This is a genomic window from Streptomyces boluensis (assembly GCF_009908195.1).
GTDB lineage: Bacteria > Actinomycetota > Actinomycetes > Streptomycetales > Streptomycetaceae > Streptomyces > Streptomyces boluensis.
Genome location: NZ_JAAAHS010000157.1, coordinates 1 through 16067, shown reverse-complemented (window position 1 = coordinate 16067; position 16067 = coordinate 1). Strand labels below are relative to the sequence as shown.

The following is a 16067-nucleotide window of genomic DNA, read 5'->3' as shown; positions in this document are numbered from 1 at the left end:
GGCGTGCGGGGTGCGTGGGGTGCCTTGGGTGCTTGGAGTGGCGTCCGGGGTGCTGGCCGGTCGCCGGGTGCCGGGCGGCGCGTCATGGGTCGTCCCTTCGTCCGGTACGGTCACGACGGCCGCAGCAGAGCACGCGTAGGCACAACTAGCAACGGACGGGCGTGAGTTGGCGCCGGTCACGGGTGCGCCGCGCGGGGCCGGGCGTCCCCCGTACGGCCCAACCCCGGTAGCGACCGCCGCACGCCTGAGCGAACAGTCGGACATGACTCAAGCGCCCGAAGACAGCCAGGCACCGAACCCGCCGCCCGGTGACAGCGAGCACGGGCCACCACCGGGTCCGCTCGGCATCCTCGCGAAATCCGCCTGGCAGGCCGTCCTCGTGGCGGGGGTCGCCTCGCTCGTCCTGGGCGTTCTCGTCCTGGTCTGGCCGGGCGCCTCACTCCGTGCCGCGGGTGTGCTGTTCGGGGTCTACCTGCTGGTGAGCGGCATCTTCCAGCTGGTGTCCGCGTTCGGTACACATGTGGCGGCGGCGATGCGCGTGATGGCATTCATCAGCGGCGCGCTCTCGGTCCTGCTCGGCCTGTTCTGCTTCCGCGGGGAAATGCAGTCGGTCCTGCTGCTCGCCCTGTGGATCGGCATCGGCTGGCTGTTCCGCGGCATCACACAGACCGTGGCGGCGCTGTCCGACGCGGCGATGCCGGCCCGTGGCTGGCAGGTCTTCCTCGGCATCGTCAGCGCGCTCGCGGGCGTCGTCCTGATCGTGTCGCCGTTCGAGTCCGTCGCGGTCCTGACCCTGATCGGCGGCGTGTGGCTGCTTGTGGTCGGCGTGGTGGAGATCGTCACGGCGTTCGCGGTGCGGTCGCGGGCGAAGAAGCTCCCCGCGGGCGCGTAGCGGGTACGGGCCGGCGGCGGCCCGCCGGGACCGCTGTTCCCTCGCCGGGGGCGGCGGTCCTGCCGTATCGGCACCGGTATCGGTGGCGGTCGCCGCATGCCGGAAGTGAACATTGAATTGACACGGGGTGCGGTCTCCGGCGATCCGATGTTTCGTACGCCGCGCCACGGATAACCTCAGAACCCCGGCTCAAGGAGGCTCGGATCGTGTCCGCCTTTGTTCTCTTCGATCTGGAGTTCACGTCGTGGCCGGGCGCCCTTGAAGAGGATTGGTCGGCGCCCGGACAACTCCGGGAGATCGTCCAGATCGGCGCCCTGCGCCTTGGCGAGGACTATTCCGTGGTCGACGAGTTCGACATGCTGGTCCGGCCCGTGGTCAATCCCCGGCTCTCCCCGTATTTCACCGAGCTCACCGGGATCGGCCAGGAAGCGGTGGACCGGGACGGAGTTCCCCCGGCGCGGGCGCTCGGTGAATTCCTCGGATTCTGCGCGGGCAGTTCCGTGCTCTCGTACGGCAACGACATGGTCGTACTCGGGGAGAACGTGGGCTGGGCGCGGGCGCGTGGTGAGGCGGTCGAGCACGGAATTCTTGCTCCCCGCTTTCTCAATGTCCGGCCGTGGCTGAACCATGTCGCGCCCGCCACCGCGCCCGCCAACGTGGGCCGCCTCTGGCAGGTCCTCGGACTGCCCAGGCCGCGCGCGGGTGCGGAGCATTCCGCGCTGTTCGACTGCTACTCGTTCGCGGCGGCGCTCCGGCATCTGCGCGGTACGGGGGCGACGTTGCCGGACGGGTTCCTGTAGACCCCCGAGGCGGCGTCAAGTCGGCGTCCGCTACCAGCGTTTGCGTGCGGACGCGGCGGCTCCGGTCACCAGGGTGTCGGGGGGAACGTCCTTCGTGACGACGGCTCCGGCGCCGACCACGGCACCGCGCCCGATGGTGACGCCGGGGAGGACCGTGACCGAGGCGCCGAGCCACGCCCCGGCTTCGACCGTGATCGGTGCCCGCGTGATGAACTCGCTCCGCTCGGACGCCGGGAGGGGATGGTCGGAGGAGATGAGGTTGGTCTTCGGGCCGATCAGGACACCGTCGCCGATGTGGATTCCGCCCTGGTCCAAGAAGGTGCAGCCCTGATTGACGAAGACGTGCTCCCCGAATTCGATACGGAGACCGTGGTCCGTGTAGAAGGGCGGATAGACGGTCACGGATCCGGGGACCGGCTTTCCGACGATCTCGGCAAGGAGTTCCGCGCGGGTGGCCTTGTCGTCGAAGGGCAGGACGTTGAGCCGTGAGGTCAGGTCGGTCACGTACTCGATACGTTCCGCGACTCGCTCGAATTCTGGAGTGCGGACGTAGAGGCGGTTCTGGTCAGGCATGAAGGTTCCTCGCAATTGGCCTTCTGGCCGGGGCAGTTGAGCGGTCCCGGTCGATCGGTGCCATCAAAGCGAGCACGGCGCGCGGAAATCAAACAACGGCTCCGACGGGCAGAAACAACCGTTGGTTGTCTGCCTAGGATGAGCGGCATGGATGTCACTGCCGTGCGGACCTTCGTCGCCGTCGTGGAAGCGGGACAGTTCCTGGAGGCCGCGGCGCTGCTCTCGGTCACGCCGCAGGCGGTGTCCAAGCGCGTCGCCGCGCTGGAGAAGGAGCTCAGGGTCCAACTCTTCACCCGGGACGCGCGCGGAGCACGGATCACCGTGGACGGGCAGGCGTTCCTGCCGCACGCCCGCACCTTCCTCGAAGCCGCCGAACGGGCCGTCGCGTCCGTGCGGCCGGGGCAGCGGGCGTTGCGCGTCGACGTGATCGGGCGCGGTCTGTCGCTCGCCGGTCTGCTGCGCGGCTTCCATCAGGCGTACCCCGAGACCGAGTTGGACGTCGTGACGCTGTTCGACTCCGGCACGGCGATCGCGGCCGTGCGCAGCGGGGCGATCGACGCGACGTTCCGCGCTGTGACCGTGCCCGGCCGTCAGCTGCCCGTCGGGCTCGAGGCCACTCCCGTGTTCGACGAGCCGCTGCACCTGTTCACCGGGCCGGGCCACGAGTTCGCGCAGGCCGCCGCGGTCACCCCGGCCCAGCTCGCGGGCCGCCGGATCTGGATGCCGGGGAACATGCCGGGCACCGAATGGGCCGCCTACTACGACGAGTTCGCCGCCGCGTTCGGCATCGTCATCGACTCGGTCGGCCCGGACTTCGGCATCGAGGCCCTCCTCGACACCGTGGCCGGCTCCACGACTCTGGGTACCTTCGTCAGCGAACAGACGCCACTGGTCTGGCCCGCCGGGCACGACCTGCGCCGGATCCCCGTCGAGGACCCGACGCCGCTGTACCCGCACGCACTGGTCTGGCGTACGGACAATCCGCACCCGTCCCTGACCGCCCTGCGCGACCACCTCACCTCGGCCTACCCGGGGCGTGCCGCCGGCGGGGTCTGGGTGCCGGGGGCGAGTCGGCTCTCGGCGTCCACGTAGATCGGACCTCGGCGTCCGCGTAACAGCCCGACCCCGCGCTCACTCCGGCTCGCGGATCGCCTCCACCGCGTCCCGTACATCCGCGTGCGGGTCGTCGGCGAGGCCGTCGAGGAGTGCGGTGACGCCGGGGGTGGACCAGCGGGCGACCGCCCACACCAGGTCCTCCCGCACTCCGGGGTCGGGGTGGGCGGCGAGGTGGGTGAGCTGGTCGAGCGGGCCGCGGCGGCGCATGCCGAACCAGTGCAGCGCTTTGCGCAGTACGGCCGGGTCGCCGGGGGTGCCGGCCGCCGCGATGTCGGCGAGCAGGACCCGGACCGGTGGCGGCGGCCCGTCCAGCGGGTGCGGCAGCCGCTCGCGCAGCCGCCGCGCCCCGTATCCGCCCCGCACCTTGCACCCGAAGCAGGTGCAGGGTCGTACGCCGTGCGCATCGGGCAGGTACCGCCAGCCCGCCACCTGCGGTGCGCTGCGGATCCGGTGCACCTCGCGGGGCCGGACCGCCCGGGGAACGAACACCTCCCAGCCGCGCGGATCGTCAAGGTCCGCGATCCGCCGGACCGCCTCGGCCGCGGGGACCGTGGCCTGGGCCTCGCGCCGCCGGTCCCGGTAGTGGCCGACCAGTACGTCCTGCTGGTCGTCGAGACGTATGTGGACGGCGACCAGGCCGCCCCGGCTGCCGAAGCGGGCCAGTTCGCGCAACCATTGGTGGGTGAGGGTGTACGACGGCAGCACCGGGAAGCAGTACACGCCGCGTGCGCCGCCCTGCCCGCCGGAGGCCGCGCGGATCCCGGATCTCCGGATGCGCGGCGCGTTCGCCGCCGAGGTCAGGTGCACGAATATCGCCATGATCGGGATGGTAGACAACCCGGTTCGGAGAGACCCATCGATTGTTCAGTTCTGCTGAAAGGCTCGTTCGGAAACTTTCGATGGACCTACCTGCTCGCGTCTGTGAGAGTCGATGACACCACAACCGCAGAGCGCAGCACGCACGGAAGGCAGGCCATGACCCTCGACCCGTCCCGCAGCAACGACGCCAACCCCTACGGTGGCGGCGACCCGTACGCCGACTACCGCGACGGCGAGTTCGCCTTCACCCGCCTTCCCGACCTGGCCGACCGCCGGCTCGGCGCGGGCGTGATCGCGGCCAACGACGAGTTCTTCGCCCAGCGCGAGAACCTGCTGCTGACCCACCGGGCCGAGTTCGACCCGCACCACTTCGGGCACAAGGGCAAGGTCATGGACGGCTGGGAGACCCGCCGTCGCCGCGGCGCGGGCGCCGCCACCCCGCACCCGGAGGCCGAGGAGCACGACTGGGCGCTGATCCGGCTCGGCGCCCCGGGCGTCATCCGCGGGATCATCGTGGACACCGCGCACTTCCGCGGCAACTACCCGCAGCAGGTCAGCATCCAGGGTGTCTGCGCCGAGCCCGACGCCAGCCCCGATGAGCTGCTCGCCGCCGACGTGAAGTGGGAGGAGATCGTGCCCCGCACCGCCGTACGCGGGCACGCCGCGAACGGCTTCGAGGTGAGCATCGAGCGCCGCTTCACGCACCTGCGGCTCAACCAGCACCCCGACGGCGGCATCGCCCGCCTTCGGGTGCACGGCGAGGTCGTGCCCGACCCGGCCTGGCTCGCGCTGCTCGGCACCTTCGACCTGGCCGGCGTCGCCAACGGCGGTACGGTCACGGACGCCTCCGACGCGTTCTACTCCTCCCCCGGCAACACGATCATGCCGGGCACGTCCCGGAAGATGGACGACGGCTGGGAGACCCGCCGCCGCCGCGACAAGGGCAACGACTGGATCACGTACCGGCTCTCCGCCCAGGCTGAGATCCGTGCCGCCGAGGTCGACACCGCGTACCTCAAGGGCAACTCCGCGGGCTGGATCGCCCTGTCGGTGCGTGACGGCGAGAACGGCGAGTGGACCGAGATCGTGCCGCGCACCCGGCTCCAGCCCGACACCCTGCACCGCCTTCCGCTGGCCGCGCCGGTCACGGCCACCGAGGTCCGCCTCGACGTGTACCCGGACGGCGGCATCTCCCGCCTGCGCCTGCACGGCAACCTCACCGAGCAGGGCAACGCCGACCTGACGCGCCGCTTCGGCGAGCTCACGCGCTGACGGTACGGGTGACCGGGACCCATCGGGTCGGCCGCTGAGCCGACCGGACAGGTCCCCCCCAGACGCTGTGCTCCGGGATCGCCGAGCGCATCCCGGAGCACAGCATTCCAATCGGCCAACTACCCGTCACACCAGGTCAGTTGCCCTTCTCCAGCGCCTCGGCCGAGTACTGCCAGGGGCGCAGCTGGGTGATGTCCTCACCCTCGTCCTTGGCCTTCTGCAGCGCGCCGATGAGGCGGCCCACCGCGTCCTCGAACTCGGTGTACGGCAACCCCTCGCCGCCCTTGTCGCTGTGCCACAAGTTGTAGCCGGCATCGACGTACAGCTCGTCCGCCTTGTCGTTCGTGCCCGCCCCCGGCGCGACCACGGCCCCGAACTGCAGGAGCTTGAGCGAGAATCCGGCGGCCGCCCCGACGTAGCCGTAGTGGATGTTGGACCACATGTCGTAGTACACGGCCCGGCCCGCCGAGTCGCCGGGGATCTTGAAGTAGCGGTCGATCTCGCTGTCGAGGCCGTACCTCTCCTCCAGTTTCGGCTTGTGGTCCCACTCCGCGCCCCCTTCGACCATGCGCTTCCAGATCACCAGGGCCTCGCCGAGAGCGAGGGGGTTCGGCGGGATCCCGACGGCATCGGCGAGGAGCTCGCGGATATCGTCGACCTCCGTGCTGTGGATGTTGTTCTTCATCTCGTCGAAGATGTAGCGCTGGGCGCCCGGGAAACGCTCCTCGCTCTTGAGCAACTCCGCGGTCTTCAGGGTGGGTTCGCGCGGCCAGTCGAAGCCCTGGGGTTCGCGCCGCACGGTGCGGTTGACGACCCGGGCCGCGTTCTCGTCCGCTTCCTTGACGAGGTCGCGTGCCTTCTCGATCTCCTCCTGGCAGGCCCGGCCGAGCGCCCTCTTCACCTTGTCCGCGATGGTGTCGAAGGGCTCCTCCCACCAGTCCGGCTCGTCGGGGACGTTGACGACACCCTCGTCGTTCACGCTGTACCCGAGGGCCGGGACCTCCACCAACGTCGTGGTGTGCAGCCGCTTCTGGCCATCGCGGAACAGTCTGCTGCTCTCGTCGAGCGCGTCCCGCACCGCGACCGCCTCGCGCAGCGCGTGCCTGAACTCCACGGCGGCCAGGGCTATTTCGCGGGGCGTCTCCTCCGGTCCGGTCCAGCCGGACTCGGCGATGGGGCGGGCCGCCTTGTCGAAGAAGTCCTCGGTGATTCCCTCCAGTTCCTCGACGACCTTGTGCCAGGCCTTCACGCTCGCCGGGATGTGGCTGAAGTCGTGGTCGTACACGTCCTTGTAGGTGAGCTTGTCCATGGCTGTGTCACTCACCTTCCGCGAGGTCGAGCAGGGCCTTCTCCAGGCGACGGCACTCCTTGACGTGCGCGTTGATGTCATCGCCCCACACGTCGACGGCGCGCGACAGGTCCTGGTCGAGCTTGAACGCGGTGGGCTTGCCGAGGCTCTCCGCGGCCACCGCCGTCTCGGGCAGCGCCTGCCGGGCGACCACGTCGAAGCGGCGGGCGAGGTCGCCGATCACGCCGGCGATCTCCCGCAGCTTGTCCGCCGGTGGCGGATCCTCCGACTCGGGCTCCTTGCTCTTCCTGCGGGCCTCCTTGCGGCCCGGCGGCTTCTCCCCCTTCACCGCGTCGGCGGCCCGCTCGATCCAGCCCTTCGCCGCCTTCTCCCGCTGGTCGTAGCGGTCCGGGAAGGCGGAGACCTGTACGCGCTGGGCGAGTTGGCCGGCGCTCAGCGAAGTCTCCTCCCGGGCGATCGGGATGGCCTTCTCGAAGAACTTGTGCGCCGCGTAGTTCACGTTCATGACCTGGACGGCCTCGCCCCAGCCCTGACTCGGGCGCTGCTGGAACACGCCGAGTGAGTCCCGGTCGCCGTAGTTGAGGTTCTCCATCCCGGACTCGACAAGCGCCGTCTCGAACGCGGCGAGCATCACCTTGTCCGTGACGTCGAGTTCCCGCCCGACGAGCAGGATCACCGTCGCCACCCTGATGTCCGGACGCCCCTTGCGCGGTCCTGGCGGCGGGCCCTGCGGTGCCTTCTCTGCCATGCTGCACCTCCGTGTGTGCGCATCCCCCGGCGACAGCCCCCCGTTTCCGCAGGCCTCGCCGCTGTACGAGGGAAGCTAGCGAAAGCCGATGAACAACCGCTAAACACCTGATAAGCGACATCCCACCCCCGTCGGCGTCGCAGGTCAGGGCTGTCTCCGGTAAGCGACATCTCCGGTCAGGAGGTACGCGAGGCGGGCGAGCTCACACGGTGCGGGGCTGGCATCGATACGGGTGTATGCAGCACCCTTTTCGTGGGGCGCGAGCCCCGACCGCGATCTCGCACCAGCACTCGTACCGGCACGTCCGAGAGGGAAGCACCCGTTGAACACCGGCAGTTACTTCGAGGCCATCGACGAGCACCGCTTCAAGCCCACCGCGCACGCGAGCGGCGCCTGGAGCGTGGACGAGTACCACTTCAGCCCGCTCGGCGGCCTGCTCGTGCACGCCATCGACCAGCATCTGGCCGGTCGGCCCGACGACGGGCTCGTGTCGGCCCGGATCAGCTTCGACATCCTGGGCCGGCTCCCCCTGGACGAGTGCGAGGTCAGGGTGGAGACCCTGCGGCCCGGCCGCACCATCGAACTCCTCGAAGCGGTGGCCCTCATCGCCGACCGCCCCGTCGTACGGGCCCGTGCCTGGCGCCTCGCCGCCGGTGACACCTCCGCCGTGGCCGGGGGCGGCGCGGGTCCGCTCACCCCGCCCGAGGAGCTCGCCCGCTGGCCCATGGGGTCCGTGTGGCCGGGCGGGTACATCGACTCCCTGGACGTACGCCCGGTCGCGCCCCCGCAGCCGGGGCGTGCGACCGCGTGGATCTCCTCGCCGCTGGACCTCGTCGCCGGGCACACCAGCAGCAACCTCGCCTCGTACGTCGCGCTCGTCGACACCGCCAACGGCATCGGTGTACGGCAGTCGCCGACCGACTGGATGTTCCCGAACGTCGACCTGACCATCCATCTGCACCGGCAGCCGGAGGGCCGCTGGACGGGCCTCGACACGACGGTGACGTTCGGCCCGACCGGCCAGGGCATCACGAGCACGGTGCTGCACGACATCAACGGAGCGGTCGGTTACGCCCAACAGCTCCTCACGGTCCGCCCGTTGTGAGTCCTCGTGCCACATTCCCTGCCCATCCCGCCCTGCTCGCCACCGACCTCGTCCGCTCCTACGGAGAACGACGCGTCCTCGACGGTGTCTCCCTCACCGCTCGCCGGGCCACCGCATCGGCCTGATCGGGGACAACGGCGTCGGCAAGTCGACGTTGCTGCGGATCCTCGCGGGCGCCGACGAACCCGACTCCGGCACCGTCGTACGCCCCGCCGACCTCGGCGTACTGCACACGGCTTCCGCGTCGCCGGCCGACGCGTCCCGTACGGCCACGTACTGCGCTTGAGCCGGTGCGAGGCGGGATGTGAAGGTGTGCCGTATGACGTCCCGTACCGCCTTGTCGGCCCTCTCCGTGTGCGCCATATCCGCGCTGCTCGTGCCCCTGACCGGATGCGGCGGTGACACCAGCGGTGACACCGGCGGGGGAAAGTCCGGGGCGGAGCCGACCGCGCCCGGCGCGAGTGCGGCGCCGTCGGCAGGGAAGGGCTCGAAGGACCCGGACGACATCAACGGCGACGGGTTCCAGGACCTGTTGGTGCCCGTGTACCTCGGCAAGGCCGACCAGCCCGGCGCCGACCAGCGGGTGGCTGTCGTCTACGGCTCCGCCGACGGGCTCGACCCCACGACGCGTACGGTGCACGGGCGCGCGGCGCTCGGCCTGCCCGCGTCCCTCGAGGGCGCACGTGACTCGCTCACCGTCGATGAGGTCGTCACGGCGGACCTGGACGGTGACGGATACCCGGAGTTCGTGTCGACGGTCCTGGGCGAGACGGCGACCGACGGCCTGATCTCCTCCGCGCGGAGCGTCCCGCACATCACGTGGGGCGGGCCGGGCGGATCCAAGGACGAGGGCGCGGGCGCGAAGGGCGAGGCCACTCCCGTACAGCTCCCGCCCAGCGTGTCGAAGTTGGGCGTCCAGTCCCTGGTACGCGGCGACTTCGACGGCGACGGGCACCACGACCTGGCGGCGCTCGCGCAGAACGAGCAGTCGACGGTGGTGCTGTACGGGCCGTTCACACGGGACGGCAACCCGGCCCGCTCCGACACCGGCCTGCCCGGTTCGAGCGGCGCGCTCATCGCGGACGCCGTCGACCCCTCGGGCAAACCGCGCCCCACCTCCCTCCTCGTGCAGGGCCCCAACGACGGCGAGCAGTCCGCCAACACCTTCCACCGGGCCCGCAAGGGCACCGGACTGGCCGCCGACGCCAAGGAGTTGCGCGTCGGCAGCGCCCACGCGTTCGGTGACTTCGACGGCGACGGCACGCGGGACGTGGCGGTCGGGGACAACGGCGGCCGCAACAACGAGCCGGGCTACGACAAGGAGGACCCGGACGTCGACGGTTCGCTCTCCGTGTACCCGGGCAGCGGCGGCGCCCCCGTCACACACCGGCTGCCCGAGGCCCCCAAGGGCGCGGCCACCGACTACGGGCCCGGCGGATTCACGGCCGCCGACCCGGACGGTGACGGCCGCGACGGCATCCTGGTCGCCACGTACGAGGGGGCCACCCTGTTCGATGGCGAGCGCCGCGTCCCCGTGCTGCGGCAGGGCCCCGCGCGAGTCGACGGCAAGGGCAGGAAGGCACCCGCGACGTGGCGGCACGCCCGGCCCGTCGGCGCCGGGGACTTCGACGGCGACGGCAGGGACGAGCTGGTCCTGAACTGGTCGTCCGACTCGTTGTTCGCCCTGTACGGCGAGAATCCGACGCACTGGTGGATCACGCGCGGCACGACGGACAAGGACCAGGCGTCCTTCCTCACAACCGGCTTCGCGGGAGAGTCCGCGCGGTGACATCGGGTCACCGGTAACCATCGCGATCCTCCGGAGCCACAACTCTCCAGCCACCTGGGACTCACCGTTGACCGGTAACACCCTCCCTCCGGCGATCACGGGCGGCGTACGGTTCGTGACCCGTTGTCAGTGGCAGCTGGCAGTCTGGGTGTTGACCGGTGGACACGCGGGGGCGAGGGGGGACAGATATGCCTTGGGTCAGGGCACATGTACGCAACGGGCGGCCGGTGCACGGCTGTTCGCGCTGGGCGAGCGGAGGCATCCGATGACGCGGAGGCGCCCGAGGACACCGCCACGCCGACGGCCCCGCAGCAGCCCCGCGCGCCGCAACCAGAACCGCAGCCAGAACCGCAGCCAGAACCGCAAGCGCGGCCGCAGCCGTACCCGCTCACGCTCACACCTCCGTGGCGAGACGCTGATCGCGTACGCGGTCGCGGCGGTGGTCGCGGTCGTTCTGGTCGGAGCGCTCGTGCAGTGGCTGCTCGCCCACTGGTGGCTGCTGGTCGTCCTGGGCGCGGCAGGCGTCGCGATCGGGGCCTGGTGGGTGCGGGAGCGGCAGCGGCGCCTCCAGTGGGAGCAGGTCCGCCTGCACGGACTGCGGTACCAGCTCACGCAGTTGGACGCCCTGCACCACCGGCAGTTCGAGCACGCGGTCCGTGACCTGATGCACCGGGACGGCTGCGCGGACGCCGTCCAGGTCGGCGGCGCCGGGGACAACGGCGCGGATGTGAAGGCCACCGATCCGCTGGGCCGCCGCTGGGTGATCCAGTGCAAGCACCGCCGCGACGGACTCGCGGGCTCAGCCGTCGGCACCCCGGACCTCCAGATACTCAACGGCACCGCGCGCCCCGTGCACGGTGCCGATGTGGTCGTCCTCGTCACCAACGGCCGTTTCAGCTCAAAGGCGTTGCCCTTCGCGCACTCCCAGCGGATCAACCTCGTCGACCGAGGCCTGCTCGCCGCCTGGGCCGCCGGGTCACAACCCCTGTGGGAGCTGATACGCCATGTGCCTCCGCCACGCGGACCGGGTGCGGGTCGCCCCGCGCAGACATGATTCGGTCTACTTCAGCCAAGGTCCGCATTTCTGACGCCCAGTCATGGGACTCGGCACCTTCGGGGGTGAGAACCTGACGGCCAGGCTCAACTGACGGTTTGTTAGGAGTCGAGGCATGAAAACTGTCCCCTTACGAAGATCAGCTGGCAGGGCGTCCGCCGAGGGCAACAGCCCTGCCGTCGCACAGGAGTTGAGCAGCAGCCTGTACCAGCTGACCGACGCCGGTGCGGTCCGTGACGTCACTCTGGGCAACTGGGCCCACGGGCACCCCGACGACACCCAGCACTGGACGCCGATCGACGACTGATGCGCTGGGCAGCCGGGTTCACTGGATGTCGACGGCCCACGAAGACACCTGCGGGTGGCAGCGGGATTCCGGGTTTCGACGCGGCATGGACGGTTCGCCGTCGCCGTGGTTCTGGTGCGGTGCCCGCTCCACCACACCACCCTCGTCCTCCGCACCCTTCACCGGCTCCCCCTGCGTGAGCCGGATCCGCGCCGGGCGGAGCGGATCGTGAACGCGGCCCGTGCGGCGGGCACTTGGTGGCCGGGGCGGGCCGCCTGCCTGGAGAACTCGATCGCCGCGACCTTGGCGGCCGTCGTGCAGGGGTACCGGCTGACCTGGTGCCTGGGTGTGCGGTTCGCGCCGCCTCCGCGCGTCCATCACGCCTGGGTCGAGACCTCCGCAGGCCCTGTCGGGGAAGGGCGTGCCCGCCGAGGAGTGGACCTACCGCGCCGTCCTGCGCATCTGAAGCCGACCCGCGCTCACGCGCGCACCTCACGCCGGCCCGCGCTCACTCCGTCGGGCCCGGCCGCTGCCGCGTCCACGTACTCCGGTAGCGCCACCGTCGTACTGACCTTCTCCCCCATCTTCAGCATCGCGTTGAGGAACAGCGGCCGGGACAGCAGTGCGTTGCGCAGGCGCAGGCCGGTCGTGGTGGCCGGGGCGAGGAACTTGCCCGTGCGGTCGCCGCCCGCCTGGCAGCCCTCGGCGTACTTGCGGAGCCGCTTCTCGTACCCGGTGAAGGCCGCCCGGTGGTCGCCGGGGTGGCGGGCCAGTTCACCGGCGAGGACGTACGCGGCGACCACGGCCGTGCCCGTACCCATGCCGCCGAGCGTGGCGCCGCAGGCGGCGTCGCCGACGAGGGCCACGCGCCCGGTGGACCAGGTGTCCACGTCGGCCCGGCTGATCGAGTCGAAGTACAGATCGGGCGCCGGGGCGAGGGAGGCGAGCAGCCGGGGCACCTCCCAGCCGAGGTCCGAGAAGGCCTCGACGAGCAGCCGCTTCTGCTGGTCCGGGTCGTGGCGGTCGTACGTGAGCTCGGGCGAGGCGAAGACGAAGAAGGCGCCCGCGCGGCTCGGGTCGCGGTGGTCGACGCCGACGGAGGCGAGTCGTCCGGGCGCGTTGTGGCCGACCGAACCCTCGTCCACGCCGAGGAAGTTGGGCAGCCCCCAGGTCGCCGCGTAGTAGCCGAGGTGGCTGACGTGGGCCTCTTCGGGGCCGAAGGCGAGGCGCCGGACCTGGGAGTGCAGCCCGTCGGCGCCGATGACCAGGTCGAAGTCGCGTGCCGGTGCGTGCCGGAAGTCGACCCGGACACCCGCGTCGTGCTCGGTGAGGCCGGTGATGGAGTCGCCGAAGACGTACTCGGTCCAGGGCAGGCTCGCCTCGTACAACACCTCGGCCAGATCGCCGCGTTGCACCTCGATCCGGCCGCCCGCGAACTCGGGCGGCAGCCGCAGCAGCGTGCGGTCGTCCGCGTCGACGAAGCGGATCGGGGAGCCACCGGTCTGGCGGCGGCGCAGTTCCGGCAGTACGCCCATGCGGTCGAGGACGGTCAGATGGGAATCGCTGCGGAAGTCGACGGCCTGCCCGCCGGGCCGCAGCGCCGGGGCGAGTTCGACGACGGTGGGGCGGAAGCCGTGCCGGCCCAGCCAGTAGGCGAGCGCCGGGCCCGCGATGCTCGCCCCGGAGATCAGCACCCGCGCGTTCGGGGGCGCGGATTCCGCCGCCGCTGCGGATTCCACCGCCGCTATGGATGTGGGTACGGCCGATGCCTGAGGTTCCCGTGCCATGAGTGCGATCCCTCCGAGAGACCAAAACTGTGTCCGGTGGACACTGAAGTTACTGTGTACGGTAGACACAGTTCGACTGTCACGGCAAGTACGCTGGTCGGGGCGACGGACAGACACGACAACGGCCGCGACGGCGACCGCGAGGAGGCAGCAGACATGGGCGGCGACCACACCGAGGCCGTGCGACTGCTGTGGGGCCCGCACCCCAAACCCGCACGCGGCCCGCGACCGACCCTCGACCTGGACCGCATCGCCCGTGCCGCGGTCGAGCTCGCCGACACGGGCGGCCTGGCCGACCTGTCCATGCAGCGCGTCGCCGCACACCTGGGCGTGACCAAGATGGCGCTGTACCGGTACGTACCGGGCAAGGCCGAGCTGGTCGCCCTCATGGTGGACGCGGCGGTCGGCCCCTGCCCCGTGACACCGGAGCCGGGCGACGACTGGCGCACCCAACTACGGGACTGGGCGGCCGAGTTGTTCGCGGCCTTCGAGCGGCACCCCTGGGCCCTGGACGCGACGGTCGGCCCCCGCGTACTGGGCCCCGGCGAACTGTCCTGGCTGGAGCGCGCCGTCGCCGCCCTGGACGGCACGGGGTTGAGCGGCACCGAGCGGATGGACGCGGCCGTGCTGCTCAGCGGTCACGTACGGACGATCACACAGCAGGCCCGCGCGGCCGCCCCCGCGGGCAATCCGGAAGCCCAACTGGGCGCGATCCTCGGCGACTTGCTGGCGGAGCACGGGGAGCGTTTCCCCGCACTCCGCGCGACCCTGAGCGCGCCCGGCGGGGCCGAGGGGCAGGACCAGGCGTGGGAGTTCGGCCTCGACCGGATCCTCGACGGGCTCGCCGTACTCATCGAGCGACGCACGGAAGCCGGGCCGCGTACAAAAAAGTGACCCGCCGGACCCGTCACCCGAACCGGCGCCGGCGCGGCCGTCCGGCGCCACCCATCACCCCCCTGAGCTGACGGTTCGTCACATATTTTGCCGACCTGACCTCCTCATACCTCCCGCCCCGGAGAAACAGCGACCCGGAATTCTTTGATCCACATATGCCGTACCCATGGCTCCTTCACGGCGTCTGGTGCATCCTTCGCGCAGCCAGAACTGCCGCATGCACGCGGAGTTGACGTGACGAGCTAGGGAGGGCTCCTCGTGGAGTTCGGCATCTTCCTCAACGGCTTCATCCCCGGACCGGCCGCGCACCACCGCCCGTCCGAACACCTCGCCCTGATGCGGGAGATGGACCTCGCGATCAAGGCCGACCAGCACAACTGGAAGTACGCGTGGTTCGGCGAGCACCACTCCCTGACGGAGTACAGCCATATGTCAGCGCCCGAGGTCCTGATGGGCTACGTCGCCGGGAAGACCGAGCGCATCCACCTCGGCACCGGCATCAACAGCCTCTCCCCGCGCAAGGAACACCCGGTCCGCTTCGCCGAGCGGGCGGCGATGCTCGACCACATCACCGAGGGCCGGTTCGAGTGGGGTACGGGCCGGGGCGCGGGCAGCCATGAGGTGGCGTCGTTCAACATCATGGACACCGGCTCGACCAAGGCCGAGTGGGACGAGGTCGCGCCGGAGATCGTGCGGATGTGGGAGCAGCACGACTACTCGTTCCAGGGCGAGCACTTCACGGTGCCGACGCCGCACAACATCCTGCCGAAGCCGTACGGGCATTCGCACCCGCCGATCTGGATGGCGTGCGGCAACCCGCCGTCGTTCGCGAAGGCCGGTTCGCTCGGGATCGGCGCGATCGCCTTCAACTTCGAGCCGATCTTCGAGCTGAAGGGCCGGATCGACGCGTACAAGGAGGCCGCGGAGAACCCCGTGGAGATCCTGGGCGACTACCAGAACAACAACATCATGATGACCAACACGGTCATCTGCCTCAACGACCGCAAGCGTGCCCGTGAGATCGCCATGAACGCGGGCCTCGGCTATCTGGTCACGCTGGTGAACCTGTACCACGACACGATGCCGAAGTCCCTGGACGCGATCACCTGGCCGGAGCCGCCCATCGCGCTCAGCCAGCTCGGCGGCGAGGAGATCCTCGACCAGGTCATCGAGGCCGGGATGATGCTGTGCGGCACGCCGGAGGAGGTGTGCGAGCAGGTCGCCGCGTACCAGACGGTCGGCTGTGACCAGGTGGTGTTCGGGCTGACCGGCGGGATGACGTTCGAGGAGCACCTGGAGATGCTGGAGGTGTTCGGCGACAAGGTGATCCCGGAGTTCGACACCGACCCGGAGCACTCCACGGCCAAGTACCGCCGGGGCGCGCAGGGCCCCAAGTACCCCCCGCACAACGGTTCTGTGCCCGCCGACCTGAAGCACACGGTGCTGCCGGAGAACGCGATCCTTCCGCTGCAGCCGTGAGTGCCGGGTAATCACGGGCGCTCCCCCGGCCCGCTCGGTACGGTGACCGAGGCGGCCGCGCAGCCACGGCCCACCGCTCCGTGCCCGCTGCGCGCCGCCGACGCCGGTTCCGGGGAACCGGCCCAGGGGGAACGGGGACGGGGG

At 70.7% G+C, this 16067-nt stretch carries 16 protein-coding genes and 2 pseudogenes; 12 read left to right on the top strand and 6 right to left on the bottom strand.

Going from position 1 to position 16067, the window contains the following annotated elements; all coding sequences use genetic code 11:
• The first annotated feature begins 262 nt into the window (after positions 1-262).
• Positions 263-892 (top strand): HdeD family acid-resistance protein, encoded by a 630-nt coding sequence (locus tag GUY60_RS20095; RefSeq protein WP_161699795.1) that lies wholly within the window; start codon positions 263-265, stop codon positions 890-892.
• A gap of 206 nt (positions 893-1098) precedes the next feature.
• The gene (locus tag GUY60_RS20090; RefSeq protein ID WP_161699793.1) at positions 1099-1692 is read left to right on the top strand and encodes a 3'-5' exonuclease; all 594 of its coding nucleotides are present in this window, start codon (positions 1099-1101) and stop codon (positions 1690-1692) included.
• Between the two features lie 30 nt (positions 1693-1722).
• Here the strand turns inward: GUY60_RS20090 and GUY60_RS20085 are convergent, their stop codons facing one another.
• Positions 1723-2265 (bottom strand): DapH/DapD/GlmU-related protein, encoded by a 543-nt coding sequence (locus GUY60_RS20085; protein ID WP_161699791.1) that lies wholly within the window; start codon positions 2263-2265, stop codon positions 1723-1725.
• A gap of 147 nt (positions 2266-2412) precedes the next feature.
• On the opposite strand from GUY60_RS20085, the gene GUY60_RS20080 reads away from it, so the two are divergent.
• Positions 2413-3357, top strand: coding sequence for a LysR family transcriptional regulator (locus GUY60_RS20080; protein ID WP_161699789.1), 945 nt, complete (start codon positions 2413-2415; stop codon positions 3355-3357).
• A 39-nt stretch (positions 3358-3396) separates the two neighbouring features.
• On the opposite strand, the gene GUY60_RS20075 is transcribed toward GUY60_RS20080, so the two are convergent.
• A complete protein-coding gene (locus GUY60_RS20075) occupies positions 3397-4200 on the bottom strand; it encodes a HEAT repeat domain-containing protein (protein ID WP_187370084.1) in 804 nt (267 codons plus the stop codon).
• Positions 4201-4356: 156 nt separating this feature from the next.
• Between GUY60_RS20075 and alc the strand changes: the two genes are divergently transcribed.
• Positions 4357-5472, top strand: a complete 1116-nt coding sequence (gene alc, locus GUY60_RS20070; protein ID WP_161699787.1) for an allantoicase — start codon at positions 4357-4359, stop codon at positions 5470-5472.
• Between the two features lie 136 nt (positions 5473-5608).
• On the opposite strand, the gene GUY60_RS38530 is transcribed toward alc, so the two are convergent.
• Together GUY60_RS38530 and GUY60_RS20060 are read right to left on the bottom strand one after the other, a co-directional pair.
• Positions 5609-6781 carry a polymorphic toxin type 44 domain-containing protein gene (locus GUY60_RS38530; protein ID WP_223178707.1) on the bottom strand — a complete coding sequence of 391 codons (1173 nt, stop codon included), beginning with the start codon at positions 6779-6781 and terminating at the stop codon, positions 5609-5611.
• A 7-nt stretch (positions 6782-6788) separates the two neighbouring features.
• On the bottom strand, positions 6789-7529 hold the full coding sequence (locus GUY60_RS20060; protein ID WP_161699785.1) for a hypothetical protein: 741 nt from the start codon (positions 7527-7529) through the stop codon (positions 6789-6791).
• A 322-nt stretch (positions 7530-7851) separates the two neighbouring features.
• On the opposite strand from GUY60_RS20060, the gene GUY60_RS20055 reads away from it, so the two are divergent.
• From GUY60_RS20055 to GUY60_RS20035, 5 genes and pseudogenes are all read left to right on the top strand, one after another.
• On the top strand, positions 7852-8634 hold the full coding sequence (locus tag GUY60_RS20055; protein WP_161699783.1) for a thioesterase family protein: 783 nt from the start codon (positions 7852-7854) through the stop codon (positions 8632-8634).
• Positions 8631-8896: pseudogene (locus GUY60_RS39970) on the top strand (ATP-binding cassette domain-containing protein); the annotation flags it as partial. The gene GUY60_RS20055 and the pseudogene GUY60_RS39970, both read left to right, overlap by 4 nt.
• A 57-nt stretch (positions 8897-8953) precedes the next feature.
• A complete protein-coding gene (locus GUY60_RS20045; protein ID WP_161699781.1) occupies positions 8954-10423 on the top strand; it encodes an FG-GAP repeat domain-containing protein in 1470 nt (489 codons plus the stop codon).
• 265 nt (positions 10424-10688) lie between these two features.
• A complete protein-coding gene (locus tag GUY60_RS20040) occupies positions 10689-11477 on the top strand; it encodes a restriction endonuclease (RefSeq protein ID WP_161699779.1) in 789 nt (262 codons plus the stop codon).
• A gap of 115 nt (positions 11478-11592) precedes the next feature.
• Complete coding sequence (locus GUY60_RS20035; protein ID WP_161699777.1) at positions 11593-11784, top strand: hypothetical protein; 192 nt, start codon at positions 11593-11595, stop codon at positions 11782-11784.
• An 18-nt stretch (positions 11785-11802) separates the two neighbouring features.
• Here the strand turns inward: GUY60_RS20035 and GUY60_RS39100 are convergent, their stop codons facing one another.
• On the bottom strand, positions 11803-11946 hold the full coding sequence (locus GUY60_RS39100) for a hypothetical protein (protein ID WP_246235306.1): 144 nt from the start codon (positions 11944-11946) through the stop codon (positions 11803-11805).
• On the opposite strand from GUY60_RS39100, the pseudogene GUY60_RS39965 reads away from it, so the two are divergent.
• A pseudogene (locus GUY60_RS39965) lies at positions 11890-12129 on the top strand (lasso peptide biosynthesis B2 protein); the annotation flags it as partial. The gene GUY60_RS39100 and the pseudogene GUY60_RS39965 overlap by 57 nt on opposite strands.
• 113 nt (positions 12130-12242) lie before the next feature.
• Here GUY60_RS39965 and GUY60_RS20025 read toward each other — a convergent pair.
• Entirely contained in the window at positions 12243-13550 is a 1308-nt protein-coding gene (locus tag GUY60_RS20025) for an FAD-dependent monooxygenase (protein WP_161699776.1), read from the bottom strand.
• A 156-nt stretch (positions 13551-13706) separates the two neighbouring features.
• On the opposite strand from GUY60_RS20025, the gene GUY60_RS20020 reads away from it, so the two are divergent.
• Both GUY60_RS20020 and GUY60_RS20015 read left to right on the top strand, forming a co-directional pair.
• Entirely contained in the window at positions 13707-14444 is a 738-nt protein-coding gene (locus GUY60_RS20020) for a TetR/AcrR family transcriptional regulator (RefSeq protein ID WP_161699774.1), read from the top strand.
• A gap of 258 nt (positions 14445-14702) precedes the next feature.
• Complete coding sequence (locus GUY60_RS20015) at positions 14703-15923, top strand: LLM class flavin-dependent oxidoreductase (RefSeq protein WP_161699772.1); 1221 nt, start codon at positions 14703-14705, stop codon at positions 15921-15923.
• The last annotated feature ends 144 nt before the right edge of the window (positions 15924-16067 follow it).